The sequence below is a fragment of the Azospirillum lipoferum 4B genome, assembly GCF_000283655.1.
Lineage (GTDB): Bacteria > Pseudomonadota > Alphaproteobacteria > Azospirillales > Azospirillaceae > Azospirillum > Azospirillum lipoferum_C.
Window position 1 is genome coordinate 1826575 of record NC_016622.1, and the last position, 16409, is coordinate 1842983.

Consider the following 16409-nt stretch of genomic DNA (forward strand, 5'->3'; position numbering starts at 1 on the left):
GGCGGCGTCCCAACTCAAGAGCGCCATGACCTCCGACACCGACTCCCTGCCCCTGATCGCCCCGGAACCGCGCCCCGGTTCCAACCTGCCGGAATTCACCGTCGGCGACCTCGCCCGCCGGCTGAAGCGCAGCATCGAGGAGGAATTCGGCTTCGTCCGCGTCCGCGGCGAGATCAGCCAGCCGAAGAAGCACAGCTCCGGCCACTGCTACATGCGCCTGAAGGACGACACCGCGGTGATCGAGGCGGTGTGCTGGCGCGGCACCATGGCGAAGCTGGCGGTGCGGCCGGAGGAAGGGCTGGAGGTCATCGTCACCGGGCGGATGACCACCTACCCCGGCCGCTCGCAATACCAGCTGATCGTCGAGTCGATGGAACTGGCCGGCGAAGGCGCGCTGCTGAAGATGCTGGAGGAGCGCAAGCGCCGGCTGGCGGCGGAGGGGCTGTTCGACCCTGCCCGCAAAAAGCGCATCCCCTTCCTGCCCGACGTGATCGGCGTCGTCACCTCCCCCACCGGCGCGGTCATCCGCGACATCCTGCACCGGCTGAACGACCGCTTCCCCCGCCATGTCCTGCTGTGGCCGGTCGCCGTGCAGGGCGAGCGCGCGGCGGCCGAGGTGACGGCGGCCATCGAGGGCTTCAACCGCATCCAGCCCGGTGGCCCGGTCCCGCGACCCGACCTGATCATCGTGGCGCGCGGCGGCGGCTCGCTGGAAGACCTGATGGCCTTCAACGAGGAGAACGTCGTCCGCGCCGCCGCGGCCAGCGCCATCCCGCTGATCTCCGCCGTCGGGCACGAGACCGACACCACGCTGATCGACTTCGCCTCCGACCTGCGCGCCCCCACCCCGACCGCCGCCGCCGAGATGGCAGTGCCGGTGCGCGGCGAGTTGCTGGCCCAGATCCTCGACGACGAGCGCCGCCTGCTGGCCTGCGCCTCGCGCGCGGTGGAGGACCGCCGCAACCGGGTGGAGGGGCTGGCGCGCGGCCTGGGCGATCCCCGCGCCCTGCTGGAGGGCCATGCCCAGCGGCTGGACGACCGGGCCGAACGCCTGAACCTTGCCGCCTCCGCCATGCTGGAGCGCCGCCGCACCCGCGTCGGCGAACTGGCCGCCAAGCTGCGCCACCCGCGCGAGAAGCTGGCCCAGGCCGGGCAAAAGCTGGCGTCGGAGAGCCGGGCGCTCGACTCAGGCTTGCGCCATGCCCTGACCACCGCCGCCGGCCGCTTCGACCGCATCGCGGGCCGGCTGTCGCTGTCCCCGGCGCGGGTGAAGCAGGAAGAGGGCGCCCGCCGCATCGCCGACCTGACCCCGCGGCTGGACCGCAGCTATGCCAAGGGGGTTGCCGACAAGGCGGTCAAGCTGGCGTCGCTGGGCCAGTTGCTGGAGAGCTACAGCTACAAGGGCGTGCTTGCCCGCGGCTTCGCCCTGGTCGAGGACCGCGACGGCCGCCCCGTCACCCGCGCCGATCAGGCGATTCCGGGTCTGGCCGTCAACATCGTCTTCGCCGATGACGCCAAAGTTGCAGCAACCATCGACGGCGGCGCGCCCAAGGCGGAGGCGGAGGTCAAGGCTGAGCCCAAGCCCGAGCCGAAGCCGGAGAAGAAGGCCAAGCCGCGGGTGGCGCCGGTGCAGGGCACGCTGTTCTGACGGCATAGCCCTGCCGGCCGCTGCCATCTGTCGCAGGCGGCGGCCCTTCCCAGGCGGCAGCCGCCGGGACTAAAGCCATCGGCTTCACAGGCCCGCTCCGGACACACCGAGGCGAGCCGTCCTCCGATGGCTGTTCGATGACGATTGTCCCGCGCGACTGCGACGTCCTGGTGATCGGGGGCGGGAACGCAGGGCTCTGCGCCGCCATTTCCGCCCGCCGCTCCGGTGCCGCCGTCACTCTGCTGGAAAGCGCGCCCAAGGCATTGCGCGGCGGCAACGCCCGTCATTCCCGCAATTTCCGCGTCATGCATGACCGGCCAACGCCCTGGCTGCAGGGCAGTTACCTCGCGCAGGATTACTGGTCCGACCTGGAGGCGGTGACCGATGGCGCTGCCGACGAAAGGCTGGCGCGCCTGCTGATCGCCGAGTCCGCCGGCATCGTCGGCTGGATGGGCGAAAACGGCGTTCGCTTCCAGAGCGGTGACGACGACGTCCTGCCCTATTCGCGCAAGACCGCCTTCTTCCTCGGCGGCGGCAAGGCGTTGGTGAATGCGCTCTACACCACCGCCGAAGGGCTGGGCGTCACCATCCATTACGACAGCGAGGCCTGCGCGCTTCATGCCAAGGACGGGCTGCCCTCCGTCACCGTCCGCCATCCCAAGGCGATGCGGGTGATCCGGGCGCGAGCGGTCGTCGTCGCCTCCGGCGGGTTCCAGGCCGACCGCGACTGGCTGCGCGACCAGTGGGGCGAGGCGGCCGACGGCTTCGTGATCCGCGGCACGCCCCATGCGACCGGCACCATGCTTCGGGCTCTGCTGGAGGACGGGGCGCAGCCGGTGGGTGTCGCCGGCCATTGCCACATGGTCGCGGTGGACAGCCGATCCCCCGGTTTCGATGCCGGTATCGTCACCCGGCTGGACGGAATCGCCCACGGCATCGTGGTGGACCGCGACGGCAGGCGCTTCGCCGACGAGGGCTCCCACACCGGGCCGACGCGCTTCTCGGTCTGGGGGGAGCGCGTGGCCCGCTGTCCGGGCGCCGTCGCCTTCTCGATCTTCGACGCGGCCATCGAGACACGCTTCCGCCCCTCCATCTTCCCGGCGATCCGGGCGGACGGCATCGGCGAACTGGCGGTGAAGCTGGGCATCGATCCGGCGGCGCTGGAAGCCACGGTGACCGGCTTCAACGCTGCCATCGGCGGCGACGGCTCCGCCATGGGCCTCCAGCCGCCGAAGTCGCGGCTGGCCACGCCGATCCGGGTCCCACCCTTCGGCGCCTACCCGATGCGGGCCGGCGTCACCTCCACCTGCCTCGGCGTACGGGTCGACGGACAGGCGCGGGTCCTGCGGGAGGACGGACGGGCCATCGACGGCGTTTTCGCCGCAGGCGTCATCATGGCGCCCAACATCCTCGGCCGCGGCTATCTGGCGGGGAGCGCCATGTCCATCGGGGCGGTGTTCGGACGCATCGCCGGCCTGGAGGCCGCGGCCCATGCCCTGCACTGACGACAGCCCGGACTCCATCGCGGCGGAGGCGCGGCGGGCGCTGGAGATCTGCAACGCCTGCCAATACTGCAACGGCTATTGCGCGGTGTTCCGGGCACTGAAATCGCGGCGGCAGGTGGGGACGGCCGACATGCTCTTTCTGGCAAATCTCTGCCACAATTGCCGGTCCTGCTATCACGCCTGCCAATACGCGCCGCCGCACGCCTTCGCCGTCAACCTGCCGAAGAGCCTCAGCCTGGTCCGGCAGCACTCCTACCGCGACCATGCCTGGCCGCCATTCCTGCGGGGAAGGCTGCGCTACACCGGCAAGCCGGTGATCCTTGCCGCCCTGTTCGCGGTTCTGGTCCTCTCGTTTGCAGCGTTCCTGGCAGTTCCGCCGGAAGCGCTGTTCGGACGGCATTCCGGCCCCGGCGCCTTCTACCGGGTGGTGCCGTGGGAGATCATGGCCGGACTGGCGGGAGGCGTCCTGCTGTGGTCGCTGCTGGCCATCGGCTGCAGCGTCGCCGATTTCTGGCGCAGCATGGGTCCGGCCCCCTCAGGCGTGCCGCTGCTGCCGGCGTTGCGGGAGACCTTGCGCGACGCCGCCACCCTGCGCAATCTGGGCGGCGGCGGGGCCGGCTGCGACGGTAGGGATGGCGGTCTGTCCCAGGCGCGGCGGCGCTGCCACCATGCGCTGTTCTACGGCGTGGCGCTCTGCTTCGCCGCCACCGGCGTCGCCACGCTGTACGATCATCTGCTGGGCTGGCAGGCGCCCTATCCGCTTTTCAGCCTGCCGGTCCTGCTGGGCAGCCTGGGCGGCGCCGGAATGCTGGCCGGCACGGCCGGGCTCGCCCTGCTGAAGCGCCGGGCCGATCCCGCACCGGTGGCCGAGAGCGTGACCGGCGCCGATTACGCGCTGCTGGTGCTGCTGTTCCTGACGGCGGCCAGCGGCTTCGCCCTGCTGGGCTTACGCGGGACGGCGGCGATGGGGCCGATGCTGCTGCTCCATCTCGGCATCGTGCTCGGCCTGTTCGCAACGCTGCCCTATGGCAAGTTCCTGCACGCGCCATTCCGCGTCGCCGCCCTGCTGCGGGCGGCGATGGAGCGGCAGGCAGAGGCCCGCAACCGGCCGCCCGCCTGAAGGACGGGCCGGCCGGGTAGCTGCCCTGCCTCAGACCGAACCGGCGAAGCGCCAGCGCAGGGTTTCGCCGCTGCGGAAGGGCAGCACGGCGTCGCCTTCGCTGACCAGGATCAGGTCGGGGGCGACCGTCGGGCGGCGCTCCAGCGCCACCTGCTCCTCGCTGACCGGCATGCCGTAGAAGCGCGGGCCGTTGAGGCTGGCGAAGGCCTCCAGCCGGTCGAGCGCCCCGGCCTCCTCGAAGGCTTCGGCATAGAGTTCCAGCGCATTGGCGGCTGTGAAGCAGCCGGCGCAGCCGCAGGCCGATTCCTTGGCGGTGACGGTGTGCGGCGCGGTGTCGGTGCCGAGGAAGAACGGCCCCTCGCCGCTGGTCGCCGCCTCGACCAGGGCAACCCGGTGCGTCTCGCGCTTGGCGATCGGCAGGCAATACAGGTGCGGGCGGATGCCGCCCTGGAAGATGTGGCTGCGGTTGATCAGCAGATGGTGCGCGGTGATGGTGGCGCCGATCCGGCCGCTGGCGGCATGCGCCCGCACGAACTGCACGGCGTCGGAGGTCGTCACATGCTCCAGCACGACGCGCAGGCTCGGGTGGCGTTCCAGCAGCGGGGCCAGGATGGTGTCGATGAACACCGCCTCGCGGTCGAAGATGTCGACGGACTGGTCGGTCACCTCGCCATGGATCAGCAGCGGCATGCCGATCTCCGCCATGCGCTCCAGCACCGGGGCGATGCGGGCGATGTCGGTGACGCCATGGGCGCTGTTGGTGGTGGCATTGGCGGGATAGAGCTTGGCGGCGGCGAACACCCCGTCCTCGAAGCCCTGCGCCAGATCGGCGGCATCGGTGCCGTCGGTCAGGTAGGCGGTCATCAGCGGAGTGAAGGCGACGCCGTCCGGCAAGGCCGCCAGGATGCGCTCGCGGTAGGCGACGGCATCGGCGGAGGTCGCGACCGGCGGCTTCAGGTTCGGCATCACGATGGCGCGGCCGAACTGGCGGGCGGTGAAGGGCAGGACCGCCTTCAGCATGGCGCCGTCGCGCAGATGGACATGCCAGTCGTCGGGACGGCGGATGACAATTCGGTCGTTCGGCATGGATCGGGTCCCGGCGCTGCTGTCGGATGGGGCGGTGAGCCTGGACGACGTTCTATCGCCATCGCCGCGGCATCTCAACAGAGGCGGTCCCCAGAGGCGGGACGCGGATCTGGACCGGCGCCCCACCCGCCGGCCGGCGTTGGCGGGTGGGGCTGGCCGTTCCAGAGAGCCTTACTGGATGTTGGTCGAGCTCTTCACCCCCAGGATGCCGTCGATCTTCGCGGCCTGCTCCGCCGTCACCGGCTTGCCGCCGATGCTGGAGAGCTGCTGCCGGGCCTCGGCCACGGCCTTGTCGCGGGCGGCGCCGTCCTTCAGCGCATGGGCGGCCAGCATCTGCTCGTGATACTTGCCGAGCTGGGCGGACAGCTGGTCGGACGGCTTGGCGCCCAGTTCCTTGGCGACGGCGTCGGCCTGGGTCTTGGTCACTTCGGCCTTCGGGGTCGCTGCGACCTGCTCATGCTTGCTCTTGCCGGCGTCCGCCTTGGTGGCGTCGGCCTTGGTGGCGTCCGCCTTCGGAGCCTCGGTCTTGGTGGCTTCGGTCTTGGTGGCCTCGCTCTTGGTGACGGCCTTCTGCTCGGCCTTCACAGCCGGGGCGGGGGTCGTCGTGGTGGAGTCGGTCGTCGCGGCGGGGGCCGGCGTGGCCGGGACGGCCGGCGCGACCGTTGCCGCACCCGCGCTCAGCACGGGGGCCGTCGCCATCAGGGCGACAAACGCAAAGGTCGAAACGGACGAGCGGATACGCGACCCAAAGACAGTGCCGGACATTTGGTTTCTCCATTTCGGTGAGCGATCCTCGTTGCGGGATCGTGCTTAGATGAACGCGGCCCCGCTGCCGTTCATTCCACGCCCTTCCAAAAAATTTTCGTGCCCCACGAAAAATTTTCCCCCGCGTTTTTGGGCGCAGGTGACGGGACCGGCGAAAGGGTCTAGAAAACACACGCTTTTCCTATTCCAAGCGCGGACCTTCTCCGATGAGCCTGATCACGCCCCGCACCCCGCCCGGAACGATGGAGCTGCTGCCGCGCCAGCAGGTGGCCTTCCAGCGCATGCTGGACACCATCCGCCGCGGTTACGAGCGGTTCGGCTTCGTCCCCGTCGAAACCCCGGTGTTCGAGACGGTGGACACGCTGCTGACCAAGTCGGGCGGCGAGACGGAGAAGCAGGTCTATTTCGTCCAGTCCACCGGCGCCATTCAGCAGGGCAACAAGCCGGAGCTGGCCCTGCGCTTCGACCTGACCGTGCCGCTCGCCCGCTATGTGGCGGAGCATGAGCGCGACCTCGCCTTCCCCTTCCGCCGCTACCAGATCCAGCGGGTCTATCGCGGCGAGCGGGCGCAGCGCGGGCGCTTCCGCGAATTCTACCAGTGCGACATCGACGTGATCGGCAAGGACAGCCTGTCCGCCCATTACGACGCCGAGATCCCGGCGGTCATCCACCATGTCTTCACCGAGCTGAACTTCGGCGGCTTCACCATCAACGTGAACAACCGCAAGATCCTGCTGGGCCTGCTCGACGGTCTGGGCGTCGCCGACGCCGACACCCGCGTGCTGGTGCTGCGCGAGATCGACAAGCTGGACAAGATCGGCCGCGACAAGGTGCGCGACAGCCTGCTCGGCCTCGGCGTGACCGAGCATGCCGCCGACACCATCCTGTCGCTGATCGCCATGAAGGGCACCAATGCCGAGACGCTGGCCGCACTCGGCGCCCTCGACATCGAGAACGCTATCTTCCGCGAGGGCGTGGGCGAGCTGACCACCGTCATCGAGGGGCTGAACGCCTTCCAGGTGCCGGAGGGGACGGTGCGCATCAACCTCGCCATCGCGCGGGGCCTCGATTACTACACCGGCACCGTCTACGAGACCTTCCTGAACGACCATCCCGGCATCGGCTCGGTCTGCTCCGGCGGGCGATATGAGAATCTCGCCAGCCACTACACCAAGTCGAAGCTGCCGGGCGTCGGCATCTCCATCGGCGCCACCCGCCTATTCTACCAGCTGATGGAGGCCGGCCTGATCAAGGACGCCGCCCCCACCGCCCAGCTGCTGGTGACGCAGATGGACCCGGCCCTGTCCGCCGATTATTTCCGCATGGCGAGCGAGCTGCGCGCTGCCGGCATCAACACGGAAATCCAGCTGGACGGCGGCAAGATCGCCAAGCAGATGAAATACGCCGACCGCGCCGGCATCCCCGTCGTCCTGCTCATGGGCTCCGACGAGAAGGCCCGCGGCACCGCCACCCTGAAGCATCTGGTCAAGGGCGAACAGGTCGAGGTCCCGCTGGCTGAACTGGCCGAGCGGGCGAAGGCGTTGCTGGAGGGATAAGAGGCACCACTTTAAATCCCCGTTAACCATGAATCCCCTACCGTTCCGGCCGACACCGATCATGTGGGTCGGGCGGCAGGGGACACGCATCCGGTATGGCAAAGGCGTGGGTGCAGGCGGGGCGCTGGGCGCGGCGGGCGGTGATCGGGGTCGCCTTGACGACCACCGTGGCCGCGGTCGGCTATGCCGGATGGCGCGAGATGGAAACGTCGCGGCTCCAGGCGCGGCTGCTGTCCGGCGTCGCCCAGTCGATGACCGTGTCCTTGCGCGAAGGCCCCAACCCGGCGGCGCGCTATCCCGCGCATGGTCCCTATAACGAACGCCTCGGCTACACCGCCCTGCCCGGCCAGCTCGACCTGCTGACCCGCGACATCTATGCCGTCGAACAGCAGGCGGTGCTGTCCCCGGCGCTCGACCGTTTCATGGCCGGCGGCGGCTTTCCGATCTACCGGGAAAAGACCCAGGCCGGCCTGACCCTGCTCGACCGCAATGGCGTGCCGATGTACGCCGCGCGCTATCCCGAACGGGTGTTCGACGGCTTCGACGACGTGCCGAAGCTGGTCGCCGACACCCTGCTGTTCATCGAGAACCGCGAATTGCTGAACGAGGACGAGCCGCGCCGCAACCCGGCGGTGGAGTGGGACCGTTTCGGCGCCGCGGTGGCGATGCTGCCTTTGCAGATGGTCCGGCCGGGCCAGCGCTCCCCCGGCGGCTCGACGCTCGCCACCCAGATCGAGAAATACCGCCATTCGCCGGACGGCCAGACCACCGGCGGCGTGGAGAAGCTGCGCCAGATGATGTCGGCCAGCATCCGCGCCTATCGCGACGGCGAGGACACCACCGAGGCGCGCCGGCGCGTGCTGGTCGATTACCTGAACTCCACCCCGCTGACCGCGAGGGCCGGCTTCGGCGAGGTGAACGGGCTGGGCGACGGGCTGTGGGCCTGGTTCGGCACCGACCTGTCGATCGCCAAGCGCGTGCTGGCCGAACCCGCTGCCGAGCCGCGCACCCTGCGGCTGAAGGCGCTGGCCTACAAACAGGTGCTGGCTCTGCTGCTGGCCCAGCGGCGTCCGTCCTATTACCTGATCCAGGACCGCACGGCGCTCGACCGGCTGGCCGATGCCCATCTGCGGGCGCTGGCCCAGGCCGGCGTGATCGACCCTGCTCTGCGCGACGCCGCCCTCGCCATCCGGCTGGCCTTCCGCGAGGAGGCGCCGTCGCCCCCCGCCACCTCCTTCATCGAACAGAAGGCGACCAACGCCGTCCGCGCCCGGCTGCTCGGCATGCTCGGGGTGCCCAGCCTCTACCAGCTCGACCGGCTCGACCTGACCGCGCAATCGACCCTGGATGCGGAAACCCAGGCCCGCGTGGTGGAGGTGCTGGGCAAGCTGAACGATCCCGATTACGCCCGCACGCTGGGGCTGACAGGCGAACGGCTGCTCGACGCCCGCAACAACGACCTGTCCAAGCTGGTCTATTCGATCACCCTGTACGAGCGGGGGCCCGAGGCCAACTATCTGCGCGTCCAGGCCGACAATCTCGACCAGCCGCTCGACATCAACGAAGGCGCCAAGCTCGATTTGGGATCCACCGCCAAGCTGCGCACGCTGGTGACATATCTGCAGATCGTAGCGGAGCTGCACAGCCGCTACGCCCATCTGCCCAAGGATTTCCTCGCCGATGTCGAGGACGAGGCGTCGGACAACCTGACGCGCTGGGCGGCCTCCTGGCTGACGACCGCACAGGACCGGCGCCTGCCCGCGATGCTCGACGCGGCGATGGAGCGGCGCTATTCCGCCAACCCGGGCGAGGTGTTCTTCACCGGCGGCGGCCAGCACAGCTTCGTGAACTTCAACAAGGACGACAACGGCCGCATCATGACCTTGCAGGAAGCGCTGCGCAGCAGCGTCAACCTGCCCTTCATCCGGCTGATGCGCGACATCGTCCAGTTCTATATGGACGAGGGGGCCGACGACGGCGCCGAGATCCTGCGCACGCCCGACCATCCCGCCCGTCAGGCCTATCTGGCCCGCTTCGCCGACCGCGAGGGCTCGGACTTCCTCAACCGCTTCTACAACGACTACCGCAAGCGGACGCCGGACGAGGCTCTGGTCCGGCTGGCGGCGCGGTCGCGACCGGTACCCTACCGGCTGGCGGTGATCTTCCGCACCGTGCGGCCCAAGGCCGGGCTGGCCGAATTCTCCGCCTTCCTGCGCGCCCGGCTGCCGGGAAGCACGCTGTCGGACGGCGAGCTGTCGGCGCTCTACGCCAAATACGGGCCGGGCCGCTTCCCGCTGAACGATCTCGGCTATCTCGCCCGCGTCCATCCGCTGGAACTCTGGCTGGTCGCCCATCTCCAGAACAATCCGAACGCCACGCGGGCCGAGGTGCTGGCCGCCAGTGCCGACGAACGCCAGGAAAGCTACCGCTGGCTGTTCAAGAAGGGCATGGCCGCCCAGAACACCCGCATCCGCATCGGGCTGGAGGAGGAGGCGTTCAAGCGCATCACCGCCCAGTGGCGCAGCGTCGGCTACCCCTTCGACACGCTGGTGCCGTCGCTGGCGACCTCCATCGGCAGCTCCGCCGACCGTCCGGCCGCGCTGGCGGAGCTGATGGGGCTGATCCTGAACGACGGGGTGCGCCAGCCCACCGTGCGCATCCGCTCGCTGCATTTCGCCGCCGGCACGCCCTACGAAGCGAAGCTGGGCCTAGGTCCGCTGAAGGGCGAGCGCGTGCTGCATCCGGAGGTCTGCGCCACCCTGCGCCGCGCGCTGATGGACGTGGCGCAGAACGGCACCGCCAAGCGGGTCTGGGGCTCCTTCAAGGATCCGGCCGGCACCGCGGTCCCGATGGGCGGCAAGACCGGCACCGGCGACCACCGGCTGGAGCGCTGGGGGCCGGGCGGCGTGCTGCTGGAATCGAAGGCGGTGGCCCGCACCGCCACCTTCGTCTTCTACATCGGCGACCGCTTCTTCGGCACCATGACCGCCTTCGTCCAGGGGCCGGAGGCCGACGACTACCGCTTCACCAGCGCCCTGCCGGCCCAGCTGCTGAAAAGCCTCGCTCCCGCGCTGCAGCCCCTGATCGACCAGGGCGCCACCCGCACCGCCGACACCCGCCCGGCGCCGGCCGGCCTGTAGGGTCGGCTTTGGTGACCGCGACAACCGCCGCCCCCTCCTGTTGAGGCTGTCGATACAGCGCAAACCGGAGGGGAGAAGGATGCGGGATCTGCAAGGCGCCGCCGTCGTGGTGGCCGGAGCATCGAGCGGAATCGGGCGGGCCACCGCACTGGCCTTCGCCCGCGAAGGCGCCCGGCTGGCGCTGGCCGCCCGCCGGGAGGAGCTGCTGGAGGAGGTGGCGGAGGAGTGCCGCCGCTTGGGCGCCGGCGCCGTCGTCATCCCCACCGATGTCACCGATGCCGACGCGGTGAAGCGCCTCGCCGAGCGTACGGTGGAGGAATTCGGCTCCATCGACATCTGGATCGCCAATGCCGGCGTCGGCGCGGTCGGCCGCTTCGAGGATACCCCGGTCGAGGCGCACCGCCGGGTGATCGAAACCAACCTGCTGGGGCCGCTCCACGGCGCCCATGCGGTGCTGCCGCTGTTCCGCCGCCAGGGCCACGGCACCTTCATCGCCACCGTATCGGTCGGTGCCTTCGCGCCCGCTCCCTATGCCGCGGCCTATGCCGCCAGCAAATACGGTCTGGACGGGCTGCTGGAAAGCCTGCGGGCCGAGCAGGTCGACAGCCCCGGCCTGCATGTCTGCGGCGTCTATCCCGCCTTCACCGACACGCCCGGCATGATGCACGGCGCCAACTACACCGGGCACGAGCTGTCGCCGGAAGGCCCGATCTACGACGATCCCGAGGACGTGGCGGCGACGATGGTGTCCGTCGCCCGCCGGCCGCGTGCCAAGGCGATGGTCGGGGCGCTGACGCCGCTGGCCCGGCTCGGCCACGCCGTGGCGCCGCGTCTGGTGGAGGCGGTGGCCGGCTATGGCGCCCACCGTCATTTCGACCGCCAGCCCCCGGCGCCGCACAGCGACGGCAACCTGTTCCAGCCGGTGGAGCGCGGCCGGGACATCACCGGCGGCTTCTACACCCCACCGCCCGCCTGGGTCTCTCCCGTGCTGGTGGCCGGCGCCGCAGTCGCCGCCTTTGCCGCCTACCGCAGCCTGCGGCGGCATTGACCGCCCCTCCGGAATGGCGTCGACATCGGCTTCAATCGCCCTCTCCCGCCCCGGGAGAGGGTGTGACTAGCGATCCCCTGCGAAATCCCGCCACGCCCCTTGACGCAGCCCCCCGATTGCCGTAAGCACGCCGCGCACGCGTCGGCACCCCTGGAGGCCGGCGCCCTTTTCGTTTTGGAGCATCGTCATGACCAAGATCATTCCGCTCGGCGCTGAGACGCGCGAACGGGCCGGCAAGGGGACCGCCCGCCAGACCCGCCGTGACGGCCGCATTCCGGCCGTCATCTACGGTGGCAAGCAGGCTCCCCTGACCATTTCGCTCGAGAAGTTCGAGTTCACCCGCGTCCTGCATCAGCCGGGCTTCTTCACCCACCTGTTCGAGGTGACCGTCGACGGCACCGCCCATCGCGTCCTGCCGCGCGACGTGCAGTTCCACCCGGTGACCGACGTCCCGCTGCATGTCGACTTCCTGCGCGTTTCGGCCGACACCCGCACCAACGTGCAGGTTCCGGTCGAGTTCGTCGACCAGGAGAAGTCGGCCGGCCTGAAGCGCGGCGGTGTGCTGAACATCGTCCGTCACGAGCTGGAGCTGAGCTGCCCGGCCGACAGCATCCCCGAGCACATCACGATCTCGTGCGAGGGCTTCGACGTCGGCGACTCGATCCACATCTCCTCGGTCAAGCTGCCGGAGGGTGTGACCTCGACGATCACCGACCGCGATTTCACCATCGCGACCATCGTTGCCCCGTCGGGCCTGAAGTCGGACGAGAACGCCGCTTCCTAACCGGAGCGTTCGTTCTTCGACGATGGTTACAGTGGGGGGCTTCGGCCCCCCGCTTCGTTTTGTGGAGTTGCCTTTCAAAGGGTGAGGGACATGCTGCTTCTGGTCGGACTGGGCAACCCCGGCAACGAGTATGCCCGCAACCGCCACAACATCGGTTTCATGGCGGTGGAGACCATCGCCCAACGCCATCGCTTCACCCCATGGAAGAAGCGCTTCCAGGGCCAGACCGCCGAGGGCACCGTCGCCGGCGACAAGGTTCTGGCGCTGGAGCCCGCCACCTTCATGAACCTGTCGGGCCAGTCGGTGGTGGCGGCCCTGCAATTCTACAAGCTGAAGCCCGAGAACGTCGTCGTCATCCATGACGAGCTGGACCTGCCCCCCGGCAAGATCCGGGTGAAGAAGGGTGGCGGCCATGGCGGCCACAACGGCCTGCGCTCCATCGACGCGCATATCGGCAAGGACTACTGGCGCATCCGGCTGGGCATCGGCCATCCCGGCAACAAGGATCTGGTCAGCGGCTATGTCCTGCACGACTTCGCCAAGGCCGACCAGGGCTGGATCGACCCGCTGCTCGACGCCGTCTCCGACAACCTGCCCCTGATGGTGGAAGGCCAGCCGGAGCTGTTCATGAACAAGGTGACGGTGGCGACGCAGGCGCGATAAGCCGCCGCCTGCCCGTCCCCTCCCCCACTTCGCGTTTGCGCTTTGCCCCCCTTCGTAGGATAAAGCGCAACAATTCCAGCATTTCCGACGGCGAGCACCCACCCATGGGCTTCAATTGCGGCATCGTCGGCCTGCCGAACGTCGGCAAGTCGACCCTTTTCAACGCGCTGACCGCCACCCAGGCGGCGGAGGCGGCGAATTTCCCCTTCTGCACCAAGGAGCCGAACGTCGGCCGCGTCAGCGTGCCCGACCCGCGGCAGGACAAGCTGGCGGAAATCGCCAAGTCGCAGAAGGTCATCCCGACCCAGCTGGAGTTCGTGGACATCGCCGGCCTGATCCGCGGCGCGTCGAAGGGTGAAGGGCTGGGCAACCAGTTCCTCGCCAACATCCGCGAGGTCGACGCCATCGTCCATGTGCTGCGCTGCTTCGAGGACGACGACATCACCCATGTCGAGGGCAGCGTCGACCCGCTGCGCGATGCCGAGGTGGTCGAGACCGAGCTGATGCTTGCCGACATGGAAAGCCTGGAACGCCAGCTGACCAGCCTGCAGAAGAAGGCCAAGGGCGGCGACAAGGACAGCAAGATCAAGGCCGACCTGATGGAGCGCGCCCTGAAGGTGCTGCAGGACGGCAAGCCGGCCCGCGTGGTCGAGGTGTCGGACGAGGAGCGGCCGGTGTTCAAGCAGTTCATGCTGCTGACCGCCAAGCCGGTGCTCTATGTCTGCAATGTGGAGGAGGCGTCCGCCGCCACCGGCAACGCATTCTCCGCCAAGGTCGCCGAAAAGGCCAAGGCCGAGAATGCCGAAGTCGTCGTGATTTCCGCCGCCATCGAGTCCGAGGTCGCCCAGCTCACCGACCCGGCCGAGAAGGCGGAGTTCCTGGAATCGATGGGGCTGGAGGAAACCGGCCTGAACAAGCTGATCCGCGCCGGCTTCAAGCTGCTGGACCTGATCACCTTCTTCACCGTCGGCCCCAAGGAGACGCGCGCCTGGACCGTGCGCCGCAACGCCAAGGCCCCGGAAGCGGCGGGCGTCATCCACACCGACTTCGAACGCGGCTTCATCCGCGCCGAAACCATCGACTACACCAGCTATGTCACGCTGGGTGGCGAGCAGGGGGCGAAGGACGCCGGCAAGATGCGCCAGGAAGGCAAGGAATACGTCGTCCAGGATGGCGACATCTTCCACTTCCGCTTCAACGTTTAAGAAAGCGGGGTCTGGGGGGCGAGGGCTCAACCGCCCCCCTACTCCACCTCCGCCGTCACCCAACTGTCATATTGTCGTAACAATTCGCACACCCCACCCTTCAGTTAGGGGTGCGACCTGACCGCCCCGATCCGACAGAGGGGGTGCGATGCAGGCGACGCGGGTGCTGCTGGAACTGGCCGGGAATGTCGTGCTGCTCCTGTGGGGGCTGCACATGGTGCAGAGCGGGCTGACCCGCGCGCTGGGCGGCGACCTGCGCCGCATCCTGGGCGCCGGGCTGCGCAACCGCTGGACCGCCTTCCTGTCCGGCATGGGCATCACCATGCTGTTGCAGAGCAGCACCGCCACCGGCCTGATGGCGACCGGCTTCACCGCCAACGGGCTGGTGTCGCTGATGCCGGCGCTGGCGGTGATGCTGGGGGCCAATGTCGGCTCCACCCTGATCGTCCAGGTCCTCGCCTTCGACGTCACCCATGTGGCGCCGGTGCTGCTGCTCGGCGGCTTCCTTGCCTTCCGCCGCGGCGGCCGGACGCGCAGCCGCGACCTGGGCCGGGTCGCCATCGGTCTGGGGCTGATGCTGCTGTCGCTGCACCTGCTGGTCGCCACCATCGCTCCGGCAGAGAACGCGCCGATGCTGCGGCGGATGCTGGGCATGCTGACCGCCGATCCGGTGGTGGCGGTGCTGTTGGCCGCCATCCTGTCCTGGGCCGCCCATTCCAGCGTCGCCGCGATCCTGCTGATCGCCTCGCTGGCCGGCGGCGGGGTGATCGGGCCGGAGGCCGCCGTCGCCATGGTGGCCGGCGCCAATCTGGGCAGCGCGATCAATCCCATCGTCGAGGGGCCGGGCGGCGACGGCCACAATCCGGCGGCCCGGCGGCTGCCGGTGGGCAATCTGGTCAACCGCATCGCCGGATGCCTGATCGTCCTGCCGCTGCTTGGGCCGATCACCGCCGGGCTGCAGACGCTGTCGCCGGATGCCACCCGGCTGGCCGCCAACTTCCACCTCGCCTTCAATCTGGCGATGGCCGCGCTGTTCATCGGTCCGCTGCCCTGGTTCGCCCGGGTTCTGACCCGGCTGTTCCCGGAACGGGTAGCCGTCGCCGATCCGGGAATGCCGCTCTATCTCGACCGCAGCGCGCTCCGCGTCCCCCACCTCGCCATCGCCAACGCGGCACGCGAGGCGCTGCGCATGGCCGACGCGGTGGACAGCATGCTGCGCGGCGCCCTGGACGTGCTGCACAGCGACGACCGCAAGCGGGTGCAGGAAATCCGGCGGATGGACGACGTGCTGGACCGGCTGCATGACGCGATCAAGCACTATCTCACCCAGATCAACGTGGAGGATCTGGACGAACGCGACGCCCGCCGGGTGTCGGACGTGCTGACCTTCACCATCAACCTCGAACATGTCGGCGACATCGTCGACCGCAACCTGATGGAGGCGGCGTCCAAGAAGATTCGGCGCAAGCTGCGCTTTTCCACCGAAGGGGCGGCCGAAATCGCCGGCATGCTGGAACGGCTGAGCGAAACCCAGCGGCTGGCCGCCGCCGTCTTCGTGTCCGGCGACATCCGCTCCGCCCGCGCGCTGATGCGCGAGAAGGAAGTGATCCGCGACCTGGAGACCAGCGCCACCGAGGCGCATTTCGCCCGCCTGCGTGCCGGACGGACCGAAAGCGTGGAGACCAGCGCCCTGCATCTGGACATCCTGCGCGACCTGCGCCGCATCAACGCCCATCTGGTCGCCGCCGCCTACCCGGTGCTCGATCAATCGGGGGAGTTGCTGCCCAGCCGTCTCAAGCACGGGGCAACCCATGGGTGACGAACCTGCCCAAAGACGGGGTGAGGCGAGGCCCACGCTTCGCCCTTTTCTTGTCACCGCCCCAGTAACG

The 16409-nt window shown here is 69.2% G+C and carries 12 protein-coding genes; 10 read left to right on the forward strand and 2 right to left on the reverse strand.

What is annotated here, in order from left to right; translation table 11 throughout:
- Positions 1–25 precede the first annotated feature (25 nt).
- The 3 genes from xseA (at position 26) to tcuB (ending at position 4273) form a co-directional block, all read left to right on the forward strand.
- Positions 26–1648 (forward strand): exodeoxyribonuclease VII large subunit, encoded by a 1623-nt coding sequence (xseA, locus tag AZOLI_RS08490; RefSeq protein ID WP_014248202.1) that lies wholly within the window; start codon positions 26–28, stop codon positions 1646–1648.
- 137 nt (positions 1649–1785) lie between these two features.
- Positions 1786–3153, forward strand: coding sequence for an FAD-dependent tricarballylate dehydrogenase TcuA (gene tcuA / locus AZOLI_RS08495; protein ID WP_014248203.1), 1368 nt, complete (start codon positions 1786–1788; stop codon positions 3151–3153).
- The gene (gene tcuB / locus AZOLI_RS08500; RefSeq protein WP_014248204.1) at positions 3140–4273 is read left to right on the forward strand and encodes a tricarballylate utilization 4Fe-4S protein TcuB; all 1134 of its coding nucleotides are present in this window, start codon (positions 3140–3142) and stop codon (positions 4271–4273) included. The genes tcuA and tcuB overlap by 14 nt, the downstream gene beginning before the upstream one ends.
- A 30-nt stretch (positions 4274–4303) precedes the next feature.
- On the opposite strand, the gene pyrC is transcribed toward tcuB, so the two are convergent.
- Together pyrC and AZOLI_RS08510 are read right to left on the reverse strand one after the other, a co-directional pair.
- Entirely contained in the window at positions 4304–5359 is a 1056-nt protein-coding gene (gene pyrC / locus AZOLI_RS08505) for a dihydroorotase (RefSeq protein ID WP_014248205.1), read from the reverse strand.
- A 171-nt stretch (positions 5360–5530) separates the two neighbouring features.
- The gene (locus AZOLI_RS08510; protein ID WP_244442461.1) at positions 5531–6058 is read right to left on the reverse strand and encodes a hypothetical protein; all 528 of its coding nucleotides are present in this window, start codon (positions 6056–6058) and stop codon (positions 5531–5533) included.
- A gap of 272 nt (positions 6059–6330) precedes the next feature.
- On the opposite strand from AZOLI_RS08510, the gene hisS reads away from it, so the two are divergent.
- The 7 genes from hisS (at position 6331) to AZOLI_RS08545 (ending at position 16339) form a co-directional block, all read left to right on the forward strand.
- A complete protein-coding gene (hisS, locus tag AZOLI_RS08515) occupies positions 6331–7680 on the forward strand; it encodes a histidine--tRNA ligase (protein WP_014248207.1) in 1350 nt (449 codons plus the stop codon).
- A 95-nt stretch (positions 7681–7775) separates the two neighbouring features.
- Complete coding sequence (locus AZOLI_RS08520; RefSeq protein WP_014248208.1) at positions 7776–10820, forward strand: transglycosylase domain-containing protein; 3045 nt, start codon at positions 7776–7778, stop codon at positions 10818–10820.
- A gap of 79 nt (positions 10821–10899) precedes the next feature.
- Positions 10900–11868 (forward strand): SDR family oxidoreductase, encoded by a 969-nt coding sequence (locus AZOLI_RS08525; RefSeq protein WP_014248209.1) that lies wholly within the window; start codon positions 10900–10902, stop codon positions 11866–11868.
- A 187-nt stretch (positions 11869–12055) separates the two neighbouring features.
- On the forward strand, positions 12056–12652 hold the full coding sequence (locus AZOLI_RS08530) for a 50S ribosomal protein L25/general stress protein Ctc (protein ID WP_014248210.1): 597 nt from the start codon (positions 12056–12058) through the stop codon (positions 12650–12652).
- A gap of 90 nt (positions 12653–12742) precedes the next feature.
- Positions 12743–13315, forward strand: coding sequence for an aminoacyl-tRNA hydrolase (pth, locus tag AZOLI_RS08535; protein ID WP_014248211.1), 573 nt, complete (start codon positions 12743–12745; stop codon positions 13313–13315).
- Between the two features lie 104 nt (positions 13316–13419).
- Positions 13420–14520, forward strand: a complete 1101-nt coding sequence (gene ychF / locus AZOLI_RS08540; protein WP_014248212.1) for a redox-regulated ATPase YchF — start codon at positions 13420–13422, stop codon at positions 14518–14520.
- Positions 14521–14668: 148 nt separating this feature from the next.
- Entirely contained in the window at positions 14669–16339 is a 1671-nt protein-coding gene (locus AZOLI_RS08545; RefSeq protein WP_014248213.1) for a Na/Pi cotransporter family protein, read from the forward strand.
- The last annotated feature ends 70 nt before the right edge of the window (positions 16340–16409 follow it).